Raw genomic sequence first — 20,996 nt, 5'->3', positions numbered from 1 at the left:
TATGAGTTGAGCAGAAAAGAATGGGGGATCTACGGGGCAGAAGGGATTCTTGGCATTGCGGTGATGGACTATGTTTTTTACCGGAATGCAGGGCTTTTTCTGGTGTTGCTGCCGGTTGGAATGCTGTTTCCTCTTATGTTGAGAAAGCAGTTGAAGAAAAGGCGGCTGGAGACCCTGCGGGGGCAGTTTAAGGATGCGATCCTGGCAGTGGCCTCGGGACTGAATGCCGGATATTCGGTGGAAAATGCGTTTGCGGTGAGCTTAAAGGAGATGGAGGAGATCCATGGGAGTGATTCCATGATCGCGCAGGAAATCCGTCTGATCCTGCGGAAAGTGCGCCTGAATCTGACGTTCGAGGAGGCATTGGGGGATTTTGCGAAGCGGAGCGGCCTGGACGATGTGAAAAATTTTTCAGATGTTTTTCTTGCAGCGAGAAAAAGCGGCGGGGAACTGATGAAGATCATCGCCAGGACCGCGGAGATCATCGGAGAAAAAATTCGGATCCAGGAGGAGATCCTGACGGCAACCGCATCGAGGCGGATGGAGCAGAAGATCATGAGCGCGATCCCGATCCTGATCGTGGTCTACATTGAACTTACGTCACCGGGATTTTTTGAGATTTTGTATTCGACCATGGGAGGACGGATCCTGATGACGATCTGTCTCGGGATCTATCTGGTATCCTGTCAGCTGGCAAAAAGTTTCCTGGAGATCGAGATATGAGTGAGAAGGTGGAAAAAGGCAGGTTAAAAAAGTACGGGAAAGAGTATGGAAAGTATGCGGCATGTGTCGTGACCGGATTTGCGCTCTATGGAGCGGCGGAAGTGAACAGAAAGCTGGGGGATCCGGCGCGAAATGCGATTCTGGAGCGAAAACGATACGGCGAAGGAGATCGTCAGTATGATCTTCTGGTGGATGGACTGGGAGAAAGGGAGGAGGAAATCTCAGTCACGATCCCGGAGCGAAAAATGTCGGCAGATGAAATGCAGGAAAAGTTTCCGGAGATCATGGAATGCCTGATCGGAGAGATATTGGGGGAGAATGAGTCTCTCTCCGAGGTGCGCCATGATCTGGAGCTGACAGGCAGGCTGGAACCGTATGGATTGTCGGTACAGTGGGAATCCGGAAAACCGGAGCTTTTGAGCGATATGGGGCTGATCGGCTCTGAAGTGCCGGAATCGGGGGAGGAGGTGGTCCTTGATGCCGGGATATCCAATGGAACCACAGTCCTGCGGGCAGAGATAAAGGCTACAGTTTTTCCTGAAGAAAAGACGGTGGGGGAGAAATTTGAAGCGTTTCTGGAGAAACTCGCGGGGGAGAACCTGGAGAAGACTACGGTCAGTCTTCCTGAAAGCTTTGAGGGACAGCCACTCCATTACCGTCTGGCATCCGGCGGCGGAAATGGAGGTCTGATCTTTCTTGGGATCGCGGCAGCTTTATGTTTATTCTTAAAGGAAAAAAGTGATGAAAAAGAAAAGCGGAAACAGTGGGAAGAGCACATGATCCTGGACTATCCGGAACTGCTGTCCGGTTTCCTTGTATTAACGGGAGCCGGATATCCGGTGAGACAGGCCTGGAAGAAACAGGTCATGGATGGAATGAAGAAAAAACAGCAGGAGCGTCATCCTGTGTACCGGGAAATGCAGACGACATTAAACCAGATGGAGACGGGAACGCCGGAGATCCGGGCTTATGCGGAATTCGGGCGTCGGATCGGGATCGGCAGTTATATGAAATTTGCGTCTCTGCTCGGAAACAGTGTGAGCACAGGGGGAAAGGATCTGAGAAGGCTTCTTGAGGAGGAGATGGAGGCGGCATTCCGTCAGAGAAAAGATCTTGCGCTCAGAAAAGGCGAAGAAGCGTCCACAAAACTTCTGATCCCGATGTTTCTCATGCTGGGAGTTGTGATGGTCATGGTAGTCGCACCGGCGTTTTTGTCACTGTAAAAAATGTTTGGAGGTAAGTGTATGCAGTTGAAAAGATTTCTTATGGAAGAAGATGGCGTCGGAGTCATAGAAGTTGTGCTGATCCTTGTCGTGCTGATCGGTCTGGTCATTGTATTTAAGACCCAGATCAACAAACTTCTGACCGGAATTTTCACGGAGATCAATAAACAGGCGAAAGAGGTATATTAAATGCGGTACCGGGGAGAGATCACAGTGTTTCTGAGTCTGACGATCCTGTGTGTGATGTCGCTGATGCTTGGACTTTTAGAATCAGCCAGGACGGCCGGGGCAAGACTGTATCTGAGGATGGCGTCTGACTCGGCAGTCTCATCGGTGATGAGCTATTATAACCGAAATTTATGGGATCGCTATCAGCTCCTGTTTCTGGAATATGACTCGGAGGCGGCGATCCAGGAGACATTCGGGCGTTATCTTGATTTTTATCTGGAACAGACCAATATGTATCCGGCAAGACGGGAAAAGGTTTCTCTCTCCGGGGTACTCCGCATGACTGATGAGGATGGACGGTGGCTGGAGGAAGAGATCGCGGATTACATGAAGTACCGGGTCCCGGAACTTTTTGCATCCGGCAGCGGGCTCTTAAAAGAGGCGGAACAGGTAAAGAAAGCGGGAGATTTCCGAAATCTGTATGATTCCTGCCGAAAGTCCGGACGGGCAGTACGGAGACTGGAGAAGGCGGCCCGGGAGGTTGAAAATTCTTTGCTGGAAATGGAAACTTGTAAGAACCGATTCAGCAATGCAGCATCTGATGAGAGTGCGTCTGCGCTGAAAAGGAGTGCCAGGAAATTAAAGAAGGAATTCCAGGATTTCCCAAAGCCTGTGGAACAGTTTGAACAGGAGATCAGACGGCTGGAGAAAGAGAATGAAGAATCAGGGTTCAAGACTGTGGAGGATGAAACAGCAGCGGAGACTCTCGGGCAGGAAATTTCCGCATGCGGGGAGGTCATAAAAAGCGCGAAGGAGCGTCTGCAAAGGTATCGGGAAGCAGAAACACAGGTGGAACGAAATCTGGAACTTTTAGAGGAAGCCTGTGGGTATCTCGAGATGGAGCCGGACACGGATGAAGAGGACGACGTGGACTGGGATGCGATCAGCCAGTGTGCTGATGAAATGGAGATCCCGGAGTCAGAGAACTCCGGACCGAAAGACGCGAAAAAAGTGGCTGCCCTGGAGAGACTGGAGGAGCTTTTTGACAAAGAGCTTTTTGAACAGCTGCTCCCGGCGGGAACGGAAGTTTCCGGGCGGGCAGTATCCTTAAACGGGATCCCATCTGCGGGAAAACATGAGACAGGATCTGAAAATACCGGATCAGGAGCGATGGGAATCCTGGAGACGGCAGAAAAGGAACTGCTTGTCAGCAAATATATTCCGCTTTATTTTGGATCATTTACGGACGGAACAGGGGAGGCGGATGCTGCTCTTGATTATGAGATGGAATATCTTCTCTCAGGGAAAAAATCAGACCGTGAAAACTTAAAAGAAGCGGTAAACAAGGTGCTTATGCTGCGCGGATCGATGAACCTTCTGTATCTGCTCAATTCTCCTGATAAAAAGGCGGAAGCAGAAGCGCTGGCAGCAGCAGTGACAGCGGGGATCATCCCGGCTCAGATGGCAGTCTCATTCCTGATCCTGACGCTATGGGCATTTGGGGAAGCAGTGCTGGATGTAAAGACACTTCTGGCCGGAGGCAGGGTCTCGTTCTGGAAAACGGATGCGACATGGAAAACAGGACTTTCCGGTCTGCTGGATCAGTCGTTTTTGGGAGAAACGGCAGAGAGCGGACAGGACGGGAGAAATTATACGGAATATTTGAGCTGCATGATGTTCTTTATGGACCGCGGGGTACGAAATTTCCGCATGATGGATCTCATCCAGTGGAATATCCGGATGGGACAGGCTGATTTTTCCGTAGCGAGCTGTGCGTATCAGATCGAGATCGAGGCGGAGGTCATGCAAAAGCATATGTTTTTTCAAAAAGAGGAATACAGAGGAACAGTACATGCGGCGGGATCATATTGACGGCTGGAACAGAATGCCGGGATCATGCTGCCGGAGCAGATTTGGAGTGAGGTTTGCGGGTTGCTGTAAAAATGCTGAGAAATTAAAGAAAGGAGGTGTGTGGACGTGCTCTTCTTTGCCGGTTTCTTTATGAAAATCAATATACGAAAACTCTTCTTTCATCAAAAAGTGTCTCTCCAGGTACACGAATATACGTTTTTAACCCCGCCGGCAAGGAGAGTACATCCATGCGCCTCCGGATTTCAGGCATCTATGACGGCAGAGGCAGCCATTGCGCTTCCGCTCGCGATATTTTTCTTCCTGGCACTTCTGCAGCCGGTATCCTGGCTTGACCGGCAGAGAAAAGTGCAGACCTGCACCGAGCGGATAGGGGAGGAGATCAGCCAGTATGGTCTTCTGATGGATACGGATCCTGAAGAAGAAAATAGCGGACTTCCCGCATTCTGTACAGACGCGGCAGCAGCACTCTGGATCAGGGGAAGAGTCGGGCAGTATGCGGATCATGTACTGGTAAAACAGGCAGAGGTGTATGGAGAAAATGGGGATATCACATTTGAGGTGGAGTACCGGGAAGATGTTCCTTTTTATGGGAGAATTCTTGGAAAACAACGGAGAAATGCAGCTGTAAAAAGGCGGACATGGATCGGATTGAGGGGAAAACTGAGAGGACATGGGACCGGATTGGAGACGGACCGCGATTCGGACGAAGAGATCGTCTATGTGGGGGCCGGGATGGGGCGTTATCATCTTTTTCGTGACTGCCATTATATTTCCAATGAGTACCAGAGCGTGACGCAGATGGAAGCGGAAAAAGGCGGGAGCTATGGGAAAAAGCGAACGCCCTGCGCAGTGTGTGCGGGAAAGGAAAACGGATCCGGGATCGTCTATGTCACAGCAGCGGGGGAACATTACCATTTCGATAAAAACTGTGCATCTATGATCTCTTATGTCCGTGAAATGCCGCGCGGGGAAGCGGAACATATGGGACTATGTTCCTATTGTGCGAGAAAAAAGGGGGAATTGGAATGAGTCTGTTTTTTCTGTTTTTGGGGATCGCTGCGTGGCAGGATCTCAGAACAAGAAGTATCAGCCTGGAGGTATTGACTGCGGGTGCGGCAGCAGGGATGGCTGTTTGTGTGCTGGAAGGCCGTGGACTTGAAGAAATTGTTCCGGCGATGATCCCGGGGATTGCACTTTTGCTCATAAACCGGTTTGCGGATGGAATTATCGGGGAGGGAGATGGATTATTTTTTCTTGTGGCCGGTTTTTTCCTTGAATGGAAGGAGATAGTCTTGCTGTTGATCTCCGGACAGTTCTTTTGCGGTATTTTCGGACTTGCGATGGCGGTAAGTGTAATGACGATAGGAGGCGGAAACGGGAATCTGCGGAAAATGCGGCTTCCATTTTTGCCATTTCTGCTTCCGACTGCGTTGTGGATGGCGGTGATGAGAGTTTTATGAGGGAAAAAAGGCAAAAGAATCAAAAATACGATGGAAGTATGACTGTTGAGGCATCCATAGTCATGTCGGTGGTCATCCTGTCGCTGGCCTCATTGATCCGGTATGCCTATACCGTTCATGATACTGTGACAGGGAGTATGATCCTGGAAGAGACGATCGAGAGGGTGAGAAATAATGTTGATAAGAAAAAAACGCCAGATGTGTTCGAAGCGGAAGGAACCCGGATGGGAAATCCGAGACTTTTTCTTGGAGAGTACACGATCGGCCTGAAAACAGGGATAACCGGGATTACAGGAGACGCATCGGCAGGAGACTGGCATCTGAGTATGGAGCGGACCGATTTTCAGCCGGCAACTTTCCTAAGAAAACAAGATGCCGCAAAGAAGATCATGGACAGGCTGGAGGACTGATGAGGACGGAATTTAAGAGAGAAATGAACCGGAATTATATGGTCCTGCATCCGGAGACGGAAATGAATGAAACATATTCGCTGCGCATGCTGTCAGAAAACCGGATCACAGGACTGCTTCCTTTCCGGGAAAAACGGGTCGATGGGGAAAGCTATCTTTATTTTAACATTACTTCAAAACAGGCACTTTCCAGGATGATGGAGTACCGCTTTTTTACAGCGAAAGAGATCCGGCAGATCATGGAAGATCTGCTCATGGCAATGGCAGCTTTAGAAAAGTTTTTGATGGATGGAGACCAGCTTGCCCTGGATCCCGATCTGATCTATGTGGATCCGGATGATCTCAAGGCAAATTTTTGTTTTATTCCGGGAACGGAAGGATCGTTTGAAATAAATTTCCGCAAACTCTCCAGATATATTCTGGACCATGTGGATCATACGGACGGTGATGCGGTGATCCTTGCGTTTGCGTTGTTCAAAGCAGGAGAAAAGGAGAACTTTGGGATCGCGGATCTGGAATCATGTCTGAGGGCGGGTGGAAAAAACGACAGGGAAGCAGGAAAAATGGAAACATATGAGAGAAAAATTCAGGGAGGATGTATAGATGATAAGAGAGAATTACGGGCAGATCAGGAAGAAAAGCAACCAGATCCGGGAGAATTTTATGTGGAAAAGCAGGAACGCAGAGAAGGAAAGAAACCGGGAAAATATATGGAACAGGTCCGGAAATCAGAGCAGGAAAAACAGGAGGACGCCGATGACACGGAAGAGCCGGACATAAAATGGAGAATTTTGCAGGTTTTGCTGGGAATATTGCTGCCTGCAGTTCCGGCGGCTGTATTTCTTGCCGGTGGAATGGAACTGGTGATCCGTTTAAAATGGGGCATCTTAGCTGCATGGGGAATTCTTCTTGCCGGGATCTTTGCTGTGGAAAAAGAAACGGGCGGGAAGAAAGGAGAAGATGAGGAGGAGAACGGAGAGGACTGGGAGATCATGTTCCGGGAGGAAGAGGAGCTGGAGCGGGGAGGAATCCCGGAAGCGGGATATTCAGGCGCAGCAAAACACTTTTTTCAGGAAGAACGGGATCAGAATGATCGCGGGTCACAAACCGAGGAAAAGACCGGGCGGGAAAAAGACGCGGATGAGATGCATACGGTCCTTCTTACCGGGCGGCAGATCTATCCGGTGACAAGGCGGCTCGTACCGGAGAACGGAGGCGAAGATGTTCAGGTCGGATATTTTCCCTTTTTGATCGGGAAGAACCGGGAAATCTCGGACCTCTGCCTGAATCTTCCCCAGATCAGCAGGATCCATGCGAAGATCGAGGAAAGCGGGGATGGATATATCATCACGGATCTCAACTCCACGAATGGAACGAGTGTGAACGGTCATTTTCTGGAAACAAATGAAAGCATGACGATCTCTCCGGGGGATCAGTTATCTTTTGCGGATCAGAGATATCGTTTCTTATAGAAAACGGACAAGCATATATTGAGCCATCGTGGATTTTGCCGGTTCGGAATGGGAAGTATCGGAAGAATCCTGTTATAGTGAGGAGATATGGAGTGCCCGTGTACTGTAACAGTGGAAAAATAAAAACAGGGGTGGTGTTTTTCTGATATTTGGTCTATGATAAATCCATCAATAATGAAAGGAGGGGGTATCATGGCATTTCAGATACCGGAATATCATCATCCCGATTTTTCACAGGAACAATTTTTGAAGGCTCCTGACGCAAGATGGGAAGTTGTGGAGATGGATGGGGTAGCTCCTGAATATTTTCACAGCACATCCATGTTCCCGGAATATTTTAAGATCCAGGGGAAATGGGTTTTGGCGGAAGAAAGCCGCATGGATTCCAGCGTAGTGATCTGTCCGGATGGACATCTGGAAGTGGTTGAAAACCGGAATCTCAAAAAAGGAGATAAGGTGATCCTGGGACGGAGTGAAGGCTGTGAAGAGGGCATTTATGTCCACAGCACCGGATTTCAGACAGAGGAAGAGGCAGCACTTGCGGATAAGTTTGTGTTTCGCCAGGGCCGGAGCAGAGAGACCTCCTATGCGAGAGACTATGACCGCCTGATGGATCTCTTGCGGTATGAGAAAGAACATGGAAAGATCGTCTGGGTCATGGGACCGGCGTTCTCCTTCGACTATGACGCGAGAAACGCGATGCAGTCGCTGATCGAGAATGGATACGCACATGGTCTGATGGCCGGAAATGCGCTTGCGACTCATGATCTGGAAGGTGCATTGTTACATACTGCGCTGGGACAGGATATTTATACACAGGTTTCCCAGCCAAACGGACATTATAACCATCTGGATGTGCTGAACAAGGTGCGGAGAAGCGGATCGATCCCAAAGTTTATCGAGGAAAATCATATTGACAATGGGATTATCTACGGATGCGTAAAAAATCATATTCCATTTGTTCTGACCGGTTCGATCCGTGACGATGGTCCGATGCCGGAGGTGATCGGAGACGCGTACCAGGGGCAGAGTGCAATGCGGGATATGGTCAGGGACGCAACCTGCGTGATCTGCCTGGCAACTATGCTCCATACGATCGCGACGGGAAATATGACACCGTCATTCCGCGTGATGAAGGACGGAACGATCCGACCGGTCTATCTGTACACGGTCGATGCAGATGAATTTGTTGTGAACAAGCTCATGGATCGGGGAAGTCTTTCGGCGACGACCATCGTGACGAATGTACAGGACTTCATCACGATTATCGCAAAAGGACTTGGCGTCATGAAATAACAGCATGGAAAGGATGGAACCCATGGGAAGCCAATATGGAAAAAAGGCTTATGTAAATGGACTCCTGATCGCTCTGAATGTGCTGTTTTTCCTGTATCTTGAGATCACAGGTTCGTCGGAGGACGCGTATTTCATGTATACAAAAGGTGCAATGTACGCGCCGGCGGTCCTGGAGGACGGTGAGTATTACCGGCTTTTGACGGCAATGTTCATGCATTTCGGGATCCGGCACATCATGAATAATATGCTGGTCCTGTTTGTTCTTGGAGATAATCTGGAACGGGCACTTGGGCATGTGAAGTATCTGATCTTTTACCTGCTCTGTGGGATTGGCTCGAACTGGGTGTCGATGATGGCGCATACGGCTGATACAATGACAGTATCAGCAGGAGCGTCCGGTGCAATTTTTGGAGTGGTCGGTGGGCTGCTTTACGTGGTCATGATCAATAAAGGAAGATTAGAGGATCTGAATACAAGACAGCTTGTGGTCATGATCTTCTTTTCCCTGTATCTGGGCTATACAAGTACCGGTGTGGACAACATTGCACACCTGTCTGGCCTTGTAATCGGCATTATTCTTGCTATAATTTTATATCATAGGCCTAAGGGAGACCGATGGCCGAACGGAGGTATCATATAATGAAAGACTGTAATTGCATTTTTTGTAAGATCGCAAATGGTGAGATCCCATCTTCAACGGTATATGAGGATGAGGATTTTCGTGTAATCCTGGACCTTGGTCCGGCTTCAAAAGGTCACGCCCTGATCCTTCCGAAAGAACATTTTAAGGACGTTACCGAACTGGATCCGAAGATTGCCGCAAAAGTACTTCCTCTCGGGGCAAAACTTGGAACAGCAATGAAGAAATCTCTCGGCTGTGCCGGTTTTAACCTGGTTCAGAATAACGGTGAGGCAGCCGGCCAGACGGTATTTCATTTCCATGTACATGTAATTCCGCGTTATGAGGGTGGTCCGGTCATTGCCGGTTGGACACCGGGAGAGGAAAAACCGGAAGTGCTCGCTGAAACTGCAGAAAAGATCAAGAGTGCACTGTAAACGGTAATCAGAAAAGAGTTGAAGGAGATCATATGCCGCAGGACAAAGATGAACTGCTGCAAGTACTGATTACGCAATATGCTCAAATGTATATGAAGCTGGCGTATGCGATCGGAGTGCCGTTTGACGATGTAGAAGATATTGTCATGGAGGCATTCTGGTCGTTCTACCGGGCGGATTATGGTGGGAAGCTGGAAAATGAAAAAGTCGTAAAGGCAATGTTGGCCCGTATTGTTGAAAATAAATGCATCGATTATTTCAGAAAAGAGAAACGAAGTATCAGGCCGAATGAGGATGAAGATCTGAGCGAGCTGGAGATCATCGCGGACTTTTCTGCACATGACCCGCTTCAGGCTGTGATCAGCAGAGAAAGCTGTGGTCAGATTTATGAGATCCTGGATGGATTACGAGAATCGTGGAAAGACGTTACGATCATGTATTTCATTCAGGGGCTGACGACTGAAGAAATTTGTGAGCGTCTTGAAATCACGAACGACATGTGTCGTTCGCGAATTTCAAGAGCGAGAAAATACTTAAGAGAAGAACTGCAAAGTCGTATTGACAAAGGTCATTTGTGATCCGCACAGTCGTTGATCAGTTTCATGATCGTATCGATCGCGTTATTTAAATGACTCTTTTCCATATTTTCAATAAATGTCCGGCGATTTTCATAAGTATCATGGATCGCGTCAAAAAGAGTATCATCCGTTACTTTCTCTTCTTCCAGAACTGTGGAATACCCCTGTTTTGCAAAAGAATTTGCATTCAGGATCTGATCTCCACGGCTGGCAGCGGCGGAGAGCGGGATCAGGACGTTTGGCTTTCTGAGCGCAAGAATTTCACAGATGGAATTTGCGCCCGCCCTGGAGACGATCAGATCAGCTGCTGCGAATAAGTGCTTCAGCGGACTGTCAACATATTCATACTGAACATAACCGGAAGTCCCGATCAGGGATTCATCCAGGTTTCCCTTTCCGCAGATGTGGATGACCTGGAACTGCTCTAAGAGCTTTGGAAGAATGCTGCGGACTGCGCCATTTACCTTGACGGAGCCGAGACTTCCACCGATAACTAGGATGATCGGTTTTGCAGCGGAGAGGTTGGTGTATTGGAGACCGGCAAGTCTGTCTCCCTGAAGAAGCTCCGCACGGATCGGGGATCCTGTGAGAACTGCTTTTCCTTCCGGAAGATATTTTAAAGTTTCCGGGAAGTTGCAGCATACCCATTTGGCGGATGGGATACAGAGTTTGTTTGCCAGACCCGGGGTCATATCTGATTCATGAATGATCGTCGGGATATGGTAGTGTTTAGCGGCGAGAACAACCGGAACCGCTACAAAGCCGCCTTTTGAAAAGAGAACATCTGGTTTGTATTTTCTTAAGAGTTTTAACGCCTCCGCGTAACCTTTTAAGACGCGGAATGGGTCGGAAAAATTTTTAAGATCGAAATATCTGCGCAGTTTTCCAGAAGAAATTCCGTCATAAGGAATCCCTGCGTTTTCAATCAGTTTGCGTTCCATACCATTGTAGGAACCAATGTATCGAATATCGTAACCGGCTGCCTTGAGGGACGGGATCAGGGCGAGGTTCGGTGTAACGTGGCCGGCTGTGCCGCCGCCGGTGAGAATAATTGTTTTCATAAATGCCTCCATGGAATTTCCGGACAATTGTCCGGAGTTTCGGCTCCGGCAGGTTATGCGGGAACCCATGTGCGGTGATCAAGATACACGAGATTACCGATATTTTAATAGTAACGGCTGAAAAAGAAATGTCAACCCCTAAAAGAAACGAAGGAAGAAAAGAAGTGAGGTGCTGAATCATGGCAGACATGGAAAATCAGGAAGATCAGAAAATAAGTGAATGCCTTCAGGAAGCATTTGGATACTCCGATGAGCAGCTGTTAAAACAGCTGGATCATGTGAATGAAAATTTTAAGGATGTTTCTTTTGCCGGAGCCGAGGAGCGCCTTATGAAGCGGTTCATGGAGCGGAAAGCCGAAATGGAGCGGAAAGCCGCTGAAGCAGGACCGGAAACGACGAAGTCAGGTGCACAGGCTGGAGAAATCCCGGAAATAACGGCAGAGGCTGAAGCTTGTGCATCGGGAGAAGAAAGTAAACCGGAACTGCTGGAACTTGAGAAAAAGCAGGGCGAAAAGCAGAATAAAAAGCAGATTGTCCGTTTTGGGAAAAAGAAGGTCCTGGCTACGGCGGCGCTGGTTGCAGTGATCGCGGGGATGCTTGGGGGGACGGCGATTGGGAAGAAGAATTATTTCTTTAGGCATTCAATAGAGATTTCAAATACTATTGTAGTAGATAACGACAGAAATGCGGAAGAAAATTCAAAATTGGAAAATGCGTATGCGGATATAGAGTCTAATATTGGAAGTTTGGTGTTAAAATTAAAATATTATCCACAAAATATGAAATATAAGAACTATCAGATATATAAAGATGAAGCACAAATAAATTTTATGTATGGTGAAAACATTTTTACTATTTATATGATGGGAAATGATGAAAGTACATCGGTGAACTTTGAATCAGATAGGAAAAATCAAAAAACTGTTTTTAATAAATGGATAAATGAAGATGTAGTATATGCTGAAAATAGATTGCCAGAAGGAAAGATGGAATATGAAGCAATGATTGTTGTTGATCATATAGTATATTACATTATTGGTACGATGCCGAAGAACGAATACGAAAAGATATTAAAAAATCTCACTTATTTTTAAAAAAGTGGTCACATTTCACTTCCTTTTACGTTTAGAATAATAAAAAGAAAAGGAGAAATGTTATGATGAAACAATTAAGACGAATGGTGGTAGTAGGAATATTGTTTTCAATTTTGACAGTAAATGTTGCATATGCGTCAGCACCTGTTTGGAAAGGTGTGGAAACAACGCATTCGGAAGGCATTTTACTTAAGAATGGTGAGAGATATTCTGAAGATAGTTTCGAAGAGTATGCCAGAGGTACTATTCTTTCAGCAGGAATTCTGAGAATTACAAATGAAGAAGATGGAACATTACATATTAGTGTGGATACAGCAGCTCATAAACAAGTCGATAAAATATATCAAACGGTATACCTGGAAATGTGGGATGAAACTGATGAGGATTGGGTGCAGATAGGAAGCTGGGATTTTGAAAGATCCAAGGAGGAAGTAAACAATGATCTAACGTCCTATCATGTTGGATTTACTGTTTCTGGATGTGAAGTTAATCGCTATTATCGAGCTCAGGCAGTACATCTTGTTCAACTGGGAGACAATATGGAAGGCAAGTCTACTAAAACAAACGGCGTCCTTCTCACCGACCACGAGGTATAACTCGTAAATTTCGTATATTATTTCGGCCGAATAATATAAATACAATTTTGATAAAGGGAGATGGTTGATGGGAGGATACCTTAGATAAGGCCGACCGAGGTCGGTAAGAACAACGATTCAAAATTTATAAACTGAATGAAAAGACGTAGCCCCGCTCAATACAACCTCTTGCGGGGCTATTTTTGGCTCTATATCAACCGATGGGGGAATTGCTTAGAATCCTGTTTCGTTGTTGACATAGAGCCTTTTGATATTTCTGTGTATAAAAGCGATTAGATAAATAGTATACGGTCTGATCAATGGGTTCGAAGATGGATTACGCCTGCTGCTCTTTATACTGCTTTAAAGCTTTTGCAAGCTGGTCTGGACATGAAGTTGGGCGGCCGTTGCAGCTTACGCCTTCGACTCTTTTGATCACTTCGTCGATATCCATGCCCTCAACAAGAAGGCCGATACCCTTTAAGTTGCCGTTGCATCCGCCAACGAAGCTTACGTTTTTGAGTTTGTTGTTTTCTACGTCAAAATGGATTTCTCTGGAGCAGGTGCCCTGTGTCTTGTATACCATATAAAAACCTCCGTTTGTAAAAGTCTGGCCGTATGGCCGAATTGAAAGTATCCTTATTATACTCACAGCAGAGAATCATTGTCAAGAGAAGCACTGAAGTCCATTTTGTTGGAGACTCTGCCCGTACTATTCGCGGGACGGAAATTCGTTAAATGAACAATCCGCATCATACAGCTGCGGATGCGGATTTTGCCGATCCCTGATTCGGTGTATCGGAAAATTCCCGTTACAGTGTGAAGGCAGGGTGTATCAGCGACTTATATTAGTTCGCCAAAGATAACGATGAAAAGGAACTTTATTTGACCTGCGCCCCATTATCCCGTATAATGAAAACGATAAAGATGGTGAGAATCTGTCTGAAACTCAAACAGGATCGATATTTTGGTAAAATAATGTTATAACACGGAGGAATTCAAATGCTTGGTATTATCGGAGCAATGGAAGTAGAAGTTGAGAAACTTCGCGCAAAAATGACAGAGACAGAAATGAAGACAGTGGCCGGAATGAACTTTTGCAAGGGAAAACTGGAAGGCAAGGACGTTGTCATCGTTCGTTCCGGTATCGGTAAGGTAAATGCCGGTATCTGCAGCCAGATCCTTGTGGACCTCTATCAGGTTGACGGGATCGTGAATACAGGAATCGCGGGATCCCTGAGAAATGAGATCAACATCGGGGATCTCGTTCTCTCCACAGTGGCAGTACAACATGATGTGGACGCAGGCGGATTCGGATATCCGGTCGGAGAGATCCCACAGCTCGGTGTAAAGGAATTTCCGGCGGATGAGAGACTTTTAACTCTTGCGGAAGAGGCGTGCAGAGAGGCAAACCCGGACATCAGCACCTTCAAAGGACGCGTTGCCAGCGGTGACCAGTTTATTGACAGTAAGGAAAAGAAAAAATGGATCTGTGACACATTTGACGCGTACTGCGCAGAGATGGAAGGCGCAGCTGTTGCACAGGCGGCATACTTAAATAAGATTCCGTACCTGATCGTCCGCGCGATCTCTGATAAAGCAGATGACAGTGCCCATATGGATTACGGTGAGTTCGAGGCAAAGGCGGTTGAACATTCTGTAAATCTCATGCTTGCTTTAGTAAAAAGACTTTGATCTTGTCATTACCTTAAGAACTCGTTTCCTGTCCACATTTGACGAACGATTCTTCCGTTCTCAATCTTCTCAAAATCATTCTAGCCCGCTATAATTAGTGGCATCATCTGGAATGATCCGGACGGAGAAAGGGGAACTGATTATGCTGGAATTTTTACAGACAGGGAGAATGCTCTATGTTCTGGCGGCAATCTGTGCGCTCGGGACACTCAGCAAGCTCGCAACAGGAAGCCTCTACAAAAGATTGATCAAAGAAACCGGAAATATGGCGCTGACGAAAGATAAGAACTTAAAGACGCTGAAACAGCGCATGGAAAATGTGTTCCTTATCAACCACGGGATCCGAAATGTAAACGCATACATAGAAAAACAGCTCTACGGATTCCGATTCCTCCATGTAAGTCTCGATGGCTGGGACAAACTGTCCGTGCAGGCGATGATCCTCTGCTTTATGGTCGGAGGAGTAACGGCATTTGGCGCATACTGGTATCGATGTGACAATTCCTACATCGTATTATATGGTGCGGCAGGCGTCTTTAGCGGATTGTTTCTTGCATTTGTGGACAATTGGATCGGGACGGGAATGAAACGGAAACAGCTTGCGGATCATTTGGTGGATTATGTGGAAAACTCACCGCATTTCTATAAAAGTGTGGATAACATCGTTTATGCCGGACAGGAGCGGAAAAAGGCGGTGGGAGCTTCTCCGGCTGGAGATTTTTCCGGCAGTGGTACAGGCTATGGGAGAACTCAGGAAAGTGTGAGAAATGGCAGAGGAAATGGACGTTTTTCTGTTCTCAGAAGGAAAAAAGACGCACAGATTTCTGATGAAAGCGATGAAACAGAGAATCTGGAAAATGAAAACCTTACAAGAACCGGGGATGCCGTGAAGCTGTCGCGGCTGGACGGAAAAACATCTGTGTCTGAAGGGAATGGAACCGGTCCGGCCGTAAATGGAAATAGTATCGGCAGTTCATCAAAAAAGCCAACAGGAAAAACCGACTATAATAGAAGCACGGGCCAGAATGCCCGGGATGCCGGCTCAAAAAGCATGGGGACGGGTGGAAAAGTATTGACGAGTGAGACAGAACTTGCCCAGAGCATCAACCACCTGAGCGAAAGCCTGAGGCAGATCGCCGCAAGCCGGGAACAGCCGGGCGAAAGTCAGAAAATGCCGGATGATCTTGAGCTGATACGGAACTCGATCCCGGCGGAAGAAATGGCGCTGCTGAAAACATTATTTAACACACTGATTTAGAATGCGAAGCATTGTCAAGGGTTTCACGAAGTGGTATAATAACGGACAGAGACTGTGAATCTCACACAAGAAAAGGAGACAGGGTTATGGGTAAAGAAATCATATTTGATTATTCCAAGACAGCCGGATTTATCAGTGAAGAGGAAATGAAGAACATGAAGAGCATCGTTATGGGTGCAAAAGATGTCCTGACAGCAAAATCCGGTGCAGGCAATGATTATCTTGGATGGATCGACCTCCCGGTTGATTATGATAAAGAGGAGTTTGCAAGGATCAAGAAAGCGGCAGAGAAGATTCAGGGCGATTCAGATGTACTTCTTGTGATCGGTATCGGCGGATCTTATCTCGGTGCCCGCGCTGCGATCGAATTTTTATCCCACAGCTTCTACAATGTGCTGCCGAAGGGAAAGAGAAAAACTCCGGAGATCTATTTCGTAGGAAACAGCATCAGCAGCAAATACATTCATGATCTTCAGGATGTACTGGAAGGAAAAGATTTCTCCATTAATATTATATCCAAGTCCGGCACGACAACAGAACCGGCGATCGCATTCCGCGTATTCAAGGAAATGCTGATCAGCAAGTATGGTAAGGAAGAGGCCAACAAGAGGATCTATGCGACCACAGACAAGGCAAAGGGAGCTTTAAAGAATCTGGCAAACGAAGAGGGATACGAGAGCTTCGTCGTTCCGGATGACGTTGGAGGACGTTTCTCCGTGCTCACAGCCGTAGGTCTTTTACCGATCGCAGTCAGCGGTGCGGATATCGATGCCCTGATGACGGGGGCAGCAGATGCGAGAAAGGTTGCTCTTGAGACAGAATATGAGAAGAACCCGGCTCTTTTATATGCCGCAGTCCGCAATATCCTGTTAAGAAAAGGAAAACAGGTGGAGATCGTAGCAAACTACGAACCGAGCCTTCATTATGTATCTGAGTGGTGGAAACAGCTCTTCGGCGAGAGCGAAGGAAAAGACCAGAGAGGTATCTTCCCGGCAGCCGTAGATCTGACAACAGACCTTCACTCTATGGGGCAGTTCATCCAGGATGGTGCCCGCATCATGTTTGAGACAGTTCTGAACGTGGAAGAATCCCCGGCGGAGATTGTTCTCCAGAAAGAGGACGTCGATACAGACGGCATGAACTATCTGGCAGGAAAGACCGTTGATTTTGTAAATAAGAGTGCCATGAACGGAACAATCCTTGCGCATACAGACGGCAGTGTGCCGAACCTTATGGTAAAGATCCCGGCGCAGGATGCTTACAGCCTTGGTCAGCTGTTTTACTTCTTCGAGTTCGCATGCGGCGTCAGCGGCTACATTCTCGGAGTCAACCCGTTCAACCAGCCGGGTGTTGAGAGCTATAAGAAGAACATGTTCGCGCTGCTCGGAAAACCGGGTTATGAGGAGGCAAGAGAGGCGCTTCTCAAGAGATTATAATAAAGAAATATAATATTAGACGTATTCGGCAAAATGTTGCCGGATAGGATGAGAAACGATAAAATAAAAACGGCTGATCTCCATGTGTCAGGGCAGAAATGACACAACGGGCAGATCAGTCGTTTTTTGATCACTCCTCGATCACCTGAAACTCCAGATAATCAAAGTCGATGGATTCGATAAAACTGTCTTTCGTAAACCGCGTCTTATCATGCAGCTGAAAATCGCGGATATTGGAATCGAGCCAGATCGGCTGGCTTAAGTCGAATTCGTGACAGATCTCATCCAGAGCCTGAAATACCATGGCGGTTCTCGACATGGAATAGTCGTTGTTGCAGGACACCATATCTTTGATCAGATGATTATCTTTCCATATTTTTCCCCAGATTCGGAACATAAAACAGTCCTCCATTCTTTTTCGTTCACGGTCATGATTTGAAAAACAGTATAACGGATTTTTTTAAGAAAGTAAAGCCACGTGAACAGCGGCAGCGCATTTTTGAAATTACAAAAGCACGTTTTGGCATCACACGGGACGGACATGCGAATTTTACTGAAAATGCCTTGTATCGCCTGAAAAATTGTAGTAATCTATACCTATATGGACATTTGATGACATACTTGAACCAAAGCCAGGAGGACAAAAGATGGGACAGCCAATTACAGATCATGCTGCCTTTTTTGCCAGCGCAGGACAGGCAGTTGAGGAACTGGAAGCTCTGAATACAGAGGTGGAGCAGCTCGAAGCGGATGAGAAGAAGTTAGAGAGTTCCCTCAAGGGAAAACAGCGTTCTGTTACAGAAACCATCAGCCAGACGGTGAAGCAGCGGAAAGAGGAGATCACAAAAAGCTACGATGCGGAGCTCGGGAAGGTGCAGGATCGCCTGAAAAAAGTAAGAGCGAAGCGTGAAAAAGCGAAAAACCAGGGTGTCAAAGAGCGGATCGAGGAAGACACCAGGGGGCTTGTGCGGGAGAATAAAGAACTTGCGGACCAGATGAAAACTTTGTTTAAAGCAAACCATGTTCCGGGATTCTGCCGTGGAAGTTACTATTACGCGCTCTATTTTACGAGAACATTTAAGGATTTTCTGGCACTTCTCATGACGATCATGATCTGCTTCCTCGCGATCCCGTGCGGAGCATATTTCCTGATCCCGGAGAGACGGACTATGTATCTCGTGGGAATCTATGTGGCGGCGATCCTGATCTTTGGCGGGATCTATGTAACGATCGGAAACATGACCAAGGTGCGCTATATGGAAGTGCTGAAAGAAGGACTTGGGATCCGGGCGAAGATCCGCGCGAATAAAAAAGAGATGAAGGTCATCGCGAAGACGATCCGACGGGATAAGAACGAGACGGTCTACAATCTCCAGAAATTTGACGATGAGATCGCCCAGCTCGACCAGGATGCGGCGGAGATCAACCGGAAAAAGAAGGAAGCACTTACGACCTTCGATACCGTGACACGGACGATCATCTCTGATGAGATCACGGCAAACAACAAAGAGGAGATCAACCGGATGGAGGACGAGCTTTCTTCTCTGGCAGAAAAACTTCGTAGTACGCGGACGGCTGCGAAGGAAAAAGCATTGTTCATTACGGATCACTACGAGGTTTATATAGGAAAAGAATATATGACGCCGGAGAAACTCGCGGCGCTTGCGGATATCGTGAGAAGCGGTGCGGCATCCAATATCAGTGATGCGATCTCGGTCTATAAGAGTCAGGGAGATACGGCAAAATAACAGCTGATGCACTGGCCGCAATAAAATATGGTCAGGAAATACTGAGCAGTTACAAAAAGGACAGAATTACAGGAAAAGGGACAAAAGATGAAAAAGTATGGAATAAAACTTGCGCTTGCTGCCGCTGTATTTTGCATGGCGATGCCGTTCGCATCGTTTGCCGGGACATGGAAATCGGATGCAAACGGAATGTGGTATCAGTTTGACGATGGAACATATCCCAAGGGAAGATGGGCATGGATCGATACCGATAATGATGGAATGGCGGAGGGCTTTTACTTTGACTCCAACGGATATGTTCTTAGAAATACCACCACACCGGATGGTTACCAGGTAAACAGGATCGGTGCCTGGGTCGTTGGAGGCGAGGTAAAGCAGAAAGCCGGCGGCGAGACAAAGAACGGCGGATCCGGAAACAACAGTAGCTCTAACAGTTCAAATTCCAACAGCAGCTATTCTTATGATACAGATTGGTATTTCAAAGTAGATGGAATAAGTGAATTAGATATAGCATACTATCATTACTATGCAAAATATTATAGCTGGGATGGCCGCAGCGCAGAGCGTGATGCAAAGGTAAATGAACAGGTTGACCGAATTTTAGCCAATCAGAATGATGCGACGGCATCTGCGGAAGTGGTCAGCGTAGAGATTCCTGTCTGGAGATTGAAAAACGGTCAAAAAGTTGCTGGAACAGCTCATGTACAGGTCTTAAGTTCTGTCGCAGATCAGGTAAAAGAGATTTTTACAGAAATCTATAATGGACCGGAACAGTTCCCGATCGAAAGTGTTGGCGGATATAACTGGAGAAGCAACGGAGTGGGAAGCAATCACAGCCTGGGTCTGGCCATTGATATTAACCCGGACGCAAACCCACAGATAGATACAGATGGCAAAACGGTTCTTGTTGGAAATAAATGGGAGCCAAGCGTAAATCCGTATTCTATCAGTCGTGACAGTGATGTCGTAAAGGCATTCGGAAAACATGGCTGGAGATGGGGAGTTGGATTCAGCAGAGCGGATCTGATGCATTTTGAGTATTAAGAGATCAATGATGCAATACAGAAAAACAGGATAAAAATAGGGGATCGGGGATATATCATACCCGGTCCTCTTTCAATTTTATAAAAATTTCATCAGGATTTTCTACACAAAACCAAAGGTATTGTGCACCAAGGCACATTCGCTGTTATTGCACATGTATAATCTTCCTGAATCCCGCCTATAATGTCTCATAGAAACCAACCAGGAAACGGAGTGTTCACGATGAGATTCGGGAGGCGGAAGATCACTTATTATGATACGGAAGCGGGATTTGAGGCGGAGAAATTTGCGGCGAGACTTCTGCTTCTTCTGATGAATGAGATGCGGGCATCCGGGCGCCGCAGGATCGTTTTTTTATGCATCGGGACAGACCGGTCCACGGGGGACAGTTTGGGACCGCTCATCGGCTCAAAGCTGGCGGCGGAGGTGACCGGCGATGTGACGGTGATCGGGACACTGGAACATCCGGTCCATGCGGTGAACCTTGACCGGACGATCGAGGAGATGGAAGAACATTACCCGGATGCGATCATTGTAGCTGTGGACGCCGCCGTGGGCCGTTGGGATCATGTGGGGCTTGTGACGCTGGAAAAAGGGCCGCTGCGTCCGGGACTCGGCGTGCGAAAGGAACTTACCGCCGTTGGCGACATTTCCATCACCGGGATCGTCGGCGGGGCGGAGAGCGGAGACCCATTATTTTTACAGAGCATACGCCTGTCCCAGGTCATGCGGCTTGCGGACTGCATCAGCCGCAGCATCTGCCTTGGATTGCGGATCATCGGGAGACGTGTCGAAAACTTTTCCGGTCAGACTGTGCCGTTTTGACA

At 47.3% G+C, this 20,996-nt stretch carries 24 protein-coding genes; 20 read left to right on the top strand and 4 right to left on the bottom strand.

Translation table 11 applies throughout. The annotated features are described in order from the left end of the window. Nucleotides 1–6 precede the first annotated feature (6 nt). Genes GPK90_RS01020 through GPK90_RS01005 form a run of 4 tightly spaced genes read left to right on the top strand, consistent with a single transcriptional unit; the run spans nt 7 to nt 3,986 of the window. Nucleotides 7–723 carry a type II secretion system F family protein gene (locus GPK90_RS01020; RefSeq protein ID WP_182426479.1) on the top strand — a complete coding sequence of 239 codons (717 nt, stop codon included), beginning with the start codon at nt 7–9 and terminating at the stop codon, nt 721–723. Further along, entirely contained in the window at nt 720–1,946 is a 1,227-nt protein-coding gene (locus GPK90_RS01015; protein ID WP_118297596.1) for a hypothetical protein, read from the top strand. The genes GPK90_RS01020 and GPK90_RS01015 overlap by 4 nt, the downstream gene beginning before the upstream one ends. Before the next feature lie 21 nt (nt 1,947–1,967). Beyond that, nucleotides 1,968–2,135, top strand: a complete 168-nt coding sequence (locus GPK90_RS01010) for a Flp1 family type IVb pilin (protein WP_118297595.1) — start codon at nt 1,968–1,970, stop codon at nt 2,133–2,135. Beyond that, on the top strand, nt 2,136–3,986 hold the full coding sequence (locus tag GPK90_RS01005) for a DUF5702 domain-containing protein (RefSeq protein WP_215701921.1): 1,851 nt from the start codon (nt 2,136–2,138) through the stop codon (nt 3,984–3,986). Here GPK90_RS01005 and GPK90_RS01000 read toward each other — a convergent pair. Then, nucleotides 3,978–4,151, bottom strand: coding sequence for a hypothetical protein (locus GPK90_RS01000; protein ID WP_215701920.1), 174 nt, complete (start codon nt 4,149–4,151; stop codon nt 3,978–3,980). The genes GPK90_RS01005 and GPK90_RS01000 overlap by 9 nt on opposite strands. Before the next feature lie 87 nt (nt 4,152–4,238). On the opposite strand from GPK90_RS01000, the gene GPK90_RS00995 reads away from it, so the two are divergent. From GPK90_RS00995 to GPK90_RS00960, 8 genes are all read left to right on the top strand, one after another. Next, nucleotides 4,239–5,015: a hypothetical protein gene (locus GPK90_RS00995; protein ID WP_215701919.1), complete on the top strand. Its 777-nt coding sequence runs from the start codon at nt 4,239–4,241 to the stop codon at nt 5,013–5,015. Then, the gene (locus GPK90_RS00990) at nt 5,012–5,446 is read left to right on the top strand and encodes a prepilin peptidase (RefSeq protein ID WP_215701918.1); all 435 of its coding nucleotides are present in this window, start codon (nt 5,012–5,014) and stop codon (nt 5,444–5,446) included. The genes GPK90_RS00995 and GPK90_RS00990 overlap by 4 nt, the downstream gene beginning before the upstream one ends. After that, entirely contained in the window at nt 5,443–5,856 is a 414-nt protein-coding gene (locus GPK90_RS00985; RefSeq protein ID WP_215701917.1) for a hypothetical protein, read from the top strand. Before GPK90_RS00990 ends, GPK90_RS00985 begins: the two co-directional genes overlap by 4 nt. Further along, a complete protein-coding gene (locus GPK90_RS00980) occupies nt 5,856–7,328 on the top strand; it encodes a DUF6382 domain-containing protein (protein ID WP_215701916.1) in 1,473 nt (490 codons plus the stop codon). Before GPK90_RS00985 ends, GPK90_RS00980 begins: the two co-directional genes overlap by 1 nt. Before the next feature lie 192 nt (nt 7,329–7,520). Next, a complete protein-coding gene (locus GPK90_RS00975) occupies nt 7,521–8,624 on the top strand; it encodes a putative NPN-dependent ornithine cyclodeaminase (RefSeq protein ID WP_118513628.1) in 1,104 nt (367 codons plus the stop codon). A gap of 22 nt (nt 8,625–8,646) precedes the next feature. Further along, on the top strand, nt 8,647–9,264 hold the full coding sequence (locus GPK90_RS00970; protein ID WP_215701915.1) for a rhomboid family intramembrane serine protease: 618 nt from the start codon (nt 8,647–8,649) through the stop codon (nt 9,262–9,264). Then, nucleotides 9,264–9,680 carry an HIT family protein gene (locus tag GPK90_RS00965; protein ID WP_118321469.1) on the top strand — a complete coding sequence of 139 codons (417 nt, stop codon included), beginning with the start codon at nt 9,264–9,266 and terminating at the stop codon, nt 9,678–9,680. The genes GPK90_RS00970 and GPK90_RS00965 overlap by 1 nt, the downstream gene beginning before the upstream one ends. A gap of 32 nt (nt 9,681–9,712) precedes the next feature. Next, nucleotides 9,713–10,258 (top strand): RNA polymerase sigma factor, encoded by a 546-nt coding sequence (locus GPK90_RS00960; RefSeq protein ID WP_215701914.1) that lies wholly within the window; start codon nt 9,713–9,715, stop codon nt 10,256–10,258. On the opposite strand, the gene GPK90_RS00955 is transcribed toward GPK90_RS00960, so the two are convergent. Then, nucleotides 10,249–11,319 (bottom strand): undecaprenyldiphospho-muramoylpentapeptide beta-N-acetylglucosaminyltransferase, encoded by a 1,071-nt coding sequence (locus tag GPK90_RS00955; protein ID WP_215701913.1) that lies wholly within the window; start codon nt 11,317–11,319, stop codon nt 10,249–10,251. The genes GPK90_RS00960 and GPK90_RS00955 overlap by 10 nt on opposite strands. Before the next feature lie 179 nt (nt 11,320–11,498). On the opposite strand from GPK90_RS00955, the gene GPK90_RS00950 reads away from it, so the two are divergent. Together GPK90_RS00950 and GPK90_RS00945 are read left to right on the top strand one after the other, a co-directional pair. Next, nucleotides 11,499–12,413 (top strand): DUF4367 domain-containing protein, encoded by a 915-nt coding sequence (locus GPK90_RS00950; RefSeq protein WP_215701912.1) that lies wholly within the window; start codon nt 11,499–11,501, stop codon nt 12,411–12,413. A gap of 62 nt (nt 12,414–12,475) precedes the next feature. Further along, complete coding sequence (locus GPK90_RS00945; RefSeq protein WP_215701911.1) at nt 12,476–13,009, top strand: DUF6147 family protein; 534 nt, start codon at nt 12,476–12,478, stop codon at nt 13,007–13,009. Between the two features lie 316 nt (nt 13,010–13,325). Here GPK90_RS00945 and GPK90_RS00940 read toward each other — a convergent pair whose 3' ends face one another. Next, nucleotides 13,326–13,574: a TIGR03905 family TSCPD domain-containing protein gene (locus tag GPK90_RS00940; RefSeq protein ID WP_118297582.1), complete on the bottom strand. Its 249-nt coding sequence runs from the start codon at nt 13,572–13,574 to the stop codon at nt 13,326–13,328. Nucleotides 13,575–13,990: 416 nt separating this feature from the next. Between GPK90_RS00940 and GPK90_RS00935 the strand changes: the two genes are divergently transcribed. The 3 genes from GPK90_RS00935 to GPK90_RS00925 all read left to right on the top strand — a co-directional run bounded on the left by GPK90_RS00935 (nt 13,991) and on the right by GPK90_RS00925 (nt 17,377). Continuing rightward, nucleotides 13,991–14,683, top strand: coding sequence for a 5'-methylthioadenosine/adenosylhomocysteine nucleosidase (locus GPK90_RS00935; RefSeq protein ID WP_118297581.1), 693 nt, complete (start codon nt 13,991–13,993; stop codon nt 14,681–14,683). Nucleotides 14,684–14,825: 142 nt separating this feature from the next. Then, nucleotides 14,826–15,941, top strand: a complete 1,116-nt coding sequence (locus GPK90_RS00930) for a hypothetical protein (protein WP_147354842.1) — start codon at nt 14,826–14,828, stop codon at nt 15,939–15,941. A gap of 86 nt (nt 15,942–16,027) precedes the next feature. Beyond that, entirely contained in the window at nt 16,028–17,377 is a 1,350-nt protein-coding gene (locus tag GPK90_RS00925; RefSeq protein WP_215701910.1) for a glucose-6-phosphate isomerase, read from the top strand. Nucleotides 17,378–17,507: 130 nt separating this feature from the next. Here the strand turns inward: GPK90_RS00925 and GPK90_RS00920 are convergent, their stop codons facing one another. Continuing rightward, nucleotides 17,508–17,774, bottom strand: a complete 267-nt coding sequence (locus GPK90_RS00920) for a hypothetical protein (RefSeq protein ID WP_118297578.1) — start codon at nt 17,772–17,774, stop codon at nt 17,508–17,510. 250 nt (nt 17,775–18,024) lie between these two features. On the opposite strand from GPK90_RS00920, the gene GPK90_RS00915 reads away from it, so the two are divergent. The 3 genes from GPK90_RS00915 to yyaC all read left to right on the top strand — a co-directional run bounded on the left by GPK90_RS00915 (nt 18,025) and on the right by yyaC (nt 20,994). Beyond that, nucleotides 18,025–19,125 carry a hypothetical protein gene (locus tag GPK90_RS00915; protein WP_215701909.1) on the top strand — a complete coding sequence of 367 codons (1,101 nt, stop codon included), beginning with the start codon at nt 18,025–18,027 and terminating at the stop codon, nt 19,123–19,125. Nucleotides 19,126–19,212: 87 nt separating this feature from the next. Further along, a complete protein-coding gene (locus GPK90_RS00910; protein WP_215701908.1) occupies nt 19,213–20,169 on the top strand; it encodes a M15 family metallopeptidase in 957 nt (318 codons plus the stop codon). A gap of 222 nt (nt 20,170–20,391) precedes the next feature. Continuing rightward, on the top strand, nt 20,392–20,994 hold the full coding sequence (yyaC, locus tag GPK90_RS00905; protein ID WP_215701907.1) for a spore protease YyaC: 603 nt from the start codon (nt 20,392–20,394) through the stop codon (nt 20,992–20,994). The last annotated feature ends 2 nt before the right edge of the window (nt 20,995–20,996 follow it).

This window comes from Clostridium sp. MCC344, from assembly GCF_018785365.1.
GTDB lineage: Bacteria > Bacillota > Clostridia > Lachnospirales > Lachnospiraceae > Pilosibacter.
Note: the sequence above shows the minus strand (reverse complement) of the source record. Positions and strands in the feature narration are given on the sequence as shown.

Excerpts from the sequence above, each read along its gene's own strand:
- GPK90_RS01015 (WP_118297596.1), top strand. The coding sequence starts at position 720 with ATGAGTGAGAAGGTGGAAAAAGGCAGGTTAAAAAAGTACGGGAAAGAG.
- GPK90_RS00915 (WP_215701909.1), top strand. The coding sequence starts at position 18,025 with ATGGGACAGCCAATTACAGATCATGCTGCCTTTTTTGCCAGCGCAGGA.
- GPK90_RS00920 (WP_118297578.1), bottom strand. The coding sequence starts at position 17,774 with ATGTTCCGAATCTGGGGAAAAATATGGAAAGATAATCATCTGATCAAA.
- GPK90_RS00930 (WP_147354842.1), top strand. The coding sequence starts at position 14,826 with ATGCTGGAATTTTTACAGACAGGGAGAATGCTCTATGTTCTGGCGGCA.
- GPK90_RS00940 (WP_118297582.1), bottom strand. The coding sequence starts at position 13,574 with ATGGTATACAAGACACAGGGCACCTGCTCCAGAGAAATCCATTTTGAC.
- GPK90_RS00990 (WP_215701918.1), top strand. The coding sequence starts at position 5,012 with ATGAGTCTGTTTTTTCTGTTTTTGGGGATCGCTGCGTGGCAGGATCTC.
- GPK90_RS00960 (WP_215701914.1), top strand. The coding sequence starts at position 9,713 with ATGCCGCAGGACAAAGATGAACTGCTGCAAGTACTGATTACGCAATAT.
- GPK90_RS00985 (WP_215701917.1), top strand. The coding sequence starts at position 5,443 with ATGAGGGAAAAAAGGCAAAAGAATCAAAAATACGATGGAAGTATGACT.
- GPK90_RS00970 (WP_215701915.1), top strand. The coding sequence starts at position 8,647 with ATGGGAAGCCAATATGGAAAAAAGGCTTATGTAAATGGACTCCTGATC.
- GPK90_RS00935 (WP_118297581.1), top strand. The coding sequence starts at position 13,991 with ATGCTTGGTATTATCGGAGCAATGGAAGTAGAAGTTGAGAAACTTCGC.
- GPK90_RS00945 (WP_215701911.1), top strand. The coding sequence starts at position 12,476 with ATGATGAAACAATTAAGACGAATGGTGGTAGTAGGAATATTGTTTTCA.
- GPK90_RS00980 (WP_215701916.1), top strand. The coding sequence starts at position 5,856 with ATGAGGACGGAATTTAAGAGAGAAATGAACCGGAATTATATGGTCCTG.
- GPK90_RS00995 (WP_215701919.1), top strand. The coding sequence starts at position 4,239 with ATGACGGCAGAGGCAGCCATTGCGCTTCCGCTCGCGATATTTTTCTTC.
- GPK90_RS00955 (WP_215701913.1), bottom strand. The coding sequence starts at position 11,319 with ATGAAAACAATTATTCTCACCGGCGGCGGCACAGCCGGCCACGTTACA.
- GPK90_RS01005 (WP_215701921.1), top strand. The coding sequence starts at position 2,136 with ATGCGGTACCGGGGAGAGATCACAGTGTTTCTGAGTCTGACGATCCTG.
- GPK90_RS01010 (WP_118297595.1), top strand. The coding sequence starts at position 1,968 with ATGCAGTTGAAAAGATTTCTTATGGAAGAAGATGGCGTCGGAGTCATA.
- GPK90_RS00910 (WP_215701908.1), top strand. The coding sequence starts at position 19,213 with ATGAAAAAGTATGGAATAAAACTTGCGCTTGCTGCCGCTGTATTTTGC.
- GPK90_RS00950 (WP_215701912.1), top strand. The coding sequence starts at position 11,499 with ATGGCAGACATGGAAAATCAGGAAGATCAGAAAATAAGTGAATGCCTT.
- yyaC (WP_215701907.1), top strand. The coding sequence starts at position 20,392 with ATGAGATTCGGGAGGCGGAAGATCACTTATTATGATACGGAAGCGGGA.
- GPK90_RS00965 (WP_118321469.1), top strand. The coding sequence starts at position 9,264 with ATGAAAGACTGTAATTGCATTTTTTGTAAGATCGCAAATGGTGAGATC.
- GPK90_RS00925 (WP_215701910.1), top strand. The coding sequence starts at position 16,028 with ATGGGTAAAGAAATCATATTTGATTATTCCAAGACAGCCGGATTTATC.
- GPK90_RS00975 (WP_118513628.1), top strand. The coding sequence starts at position 7,521 with ATGGCATTTCAGATACCGGAATATCATCATCCCGATTTTTCACAGGAA.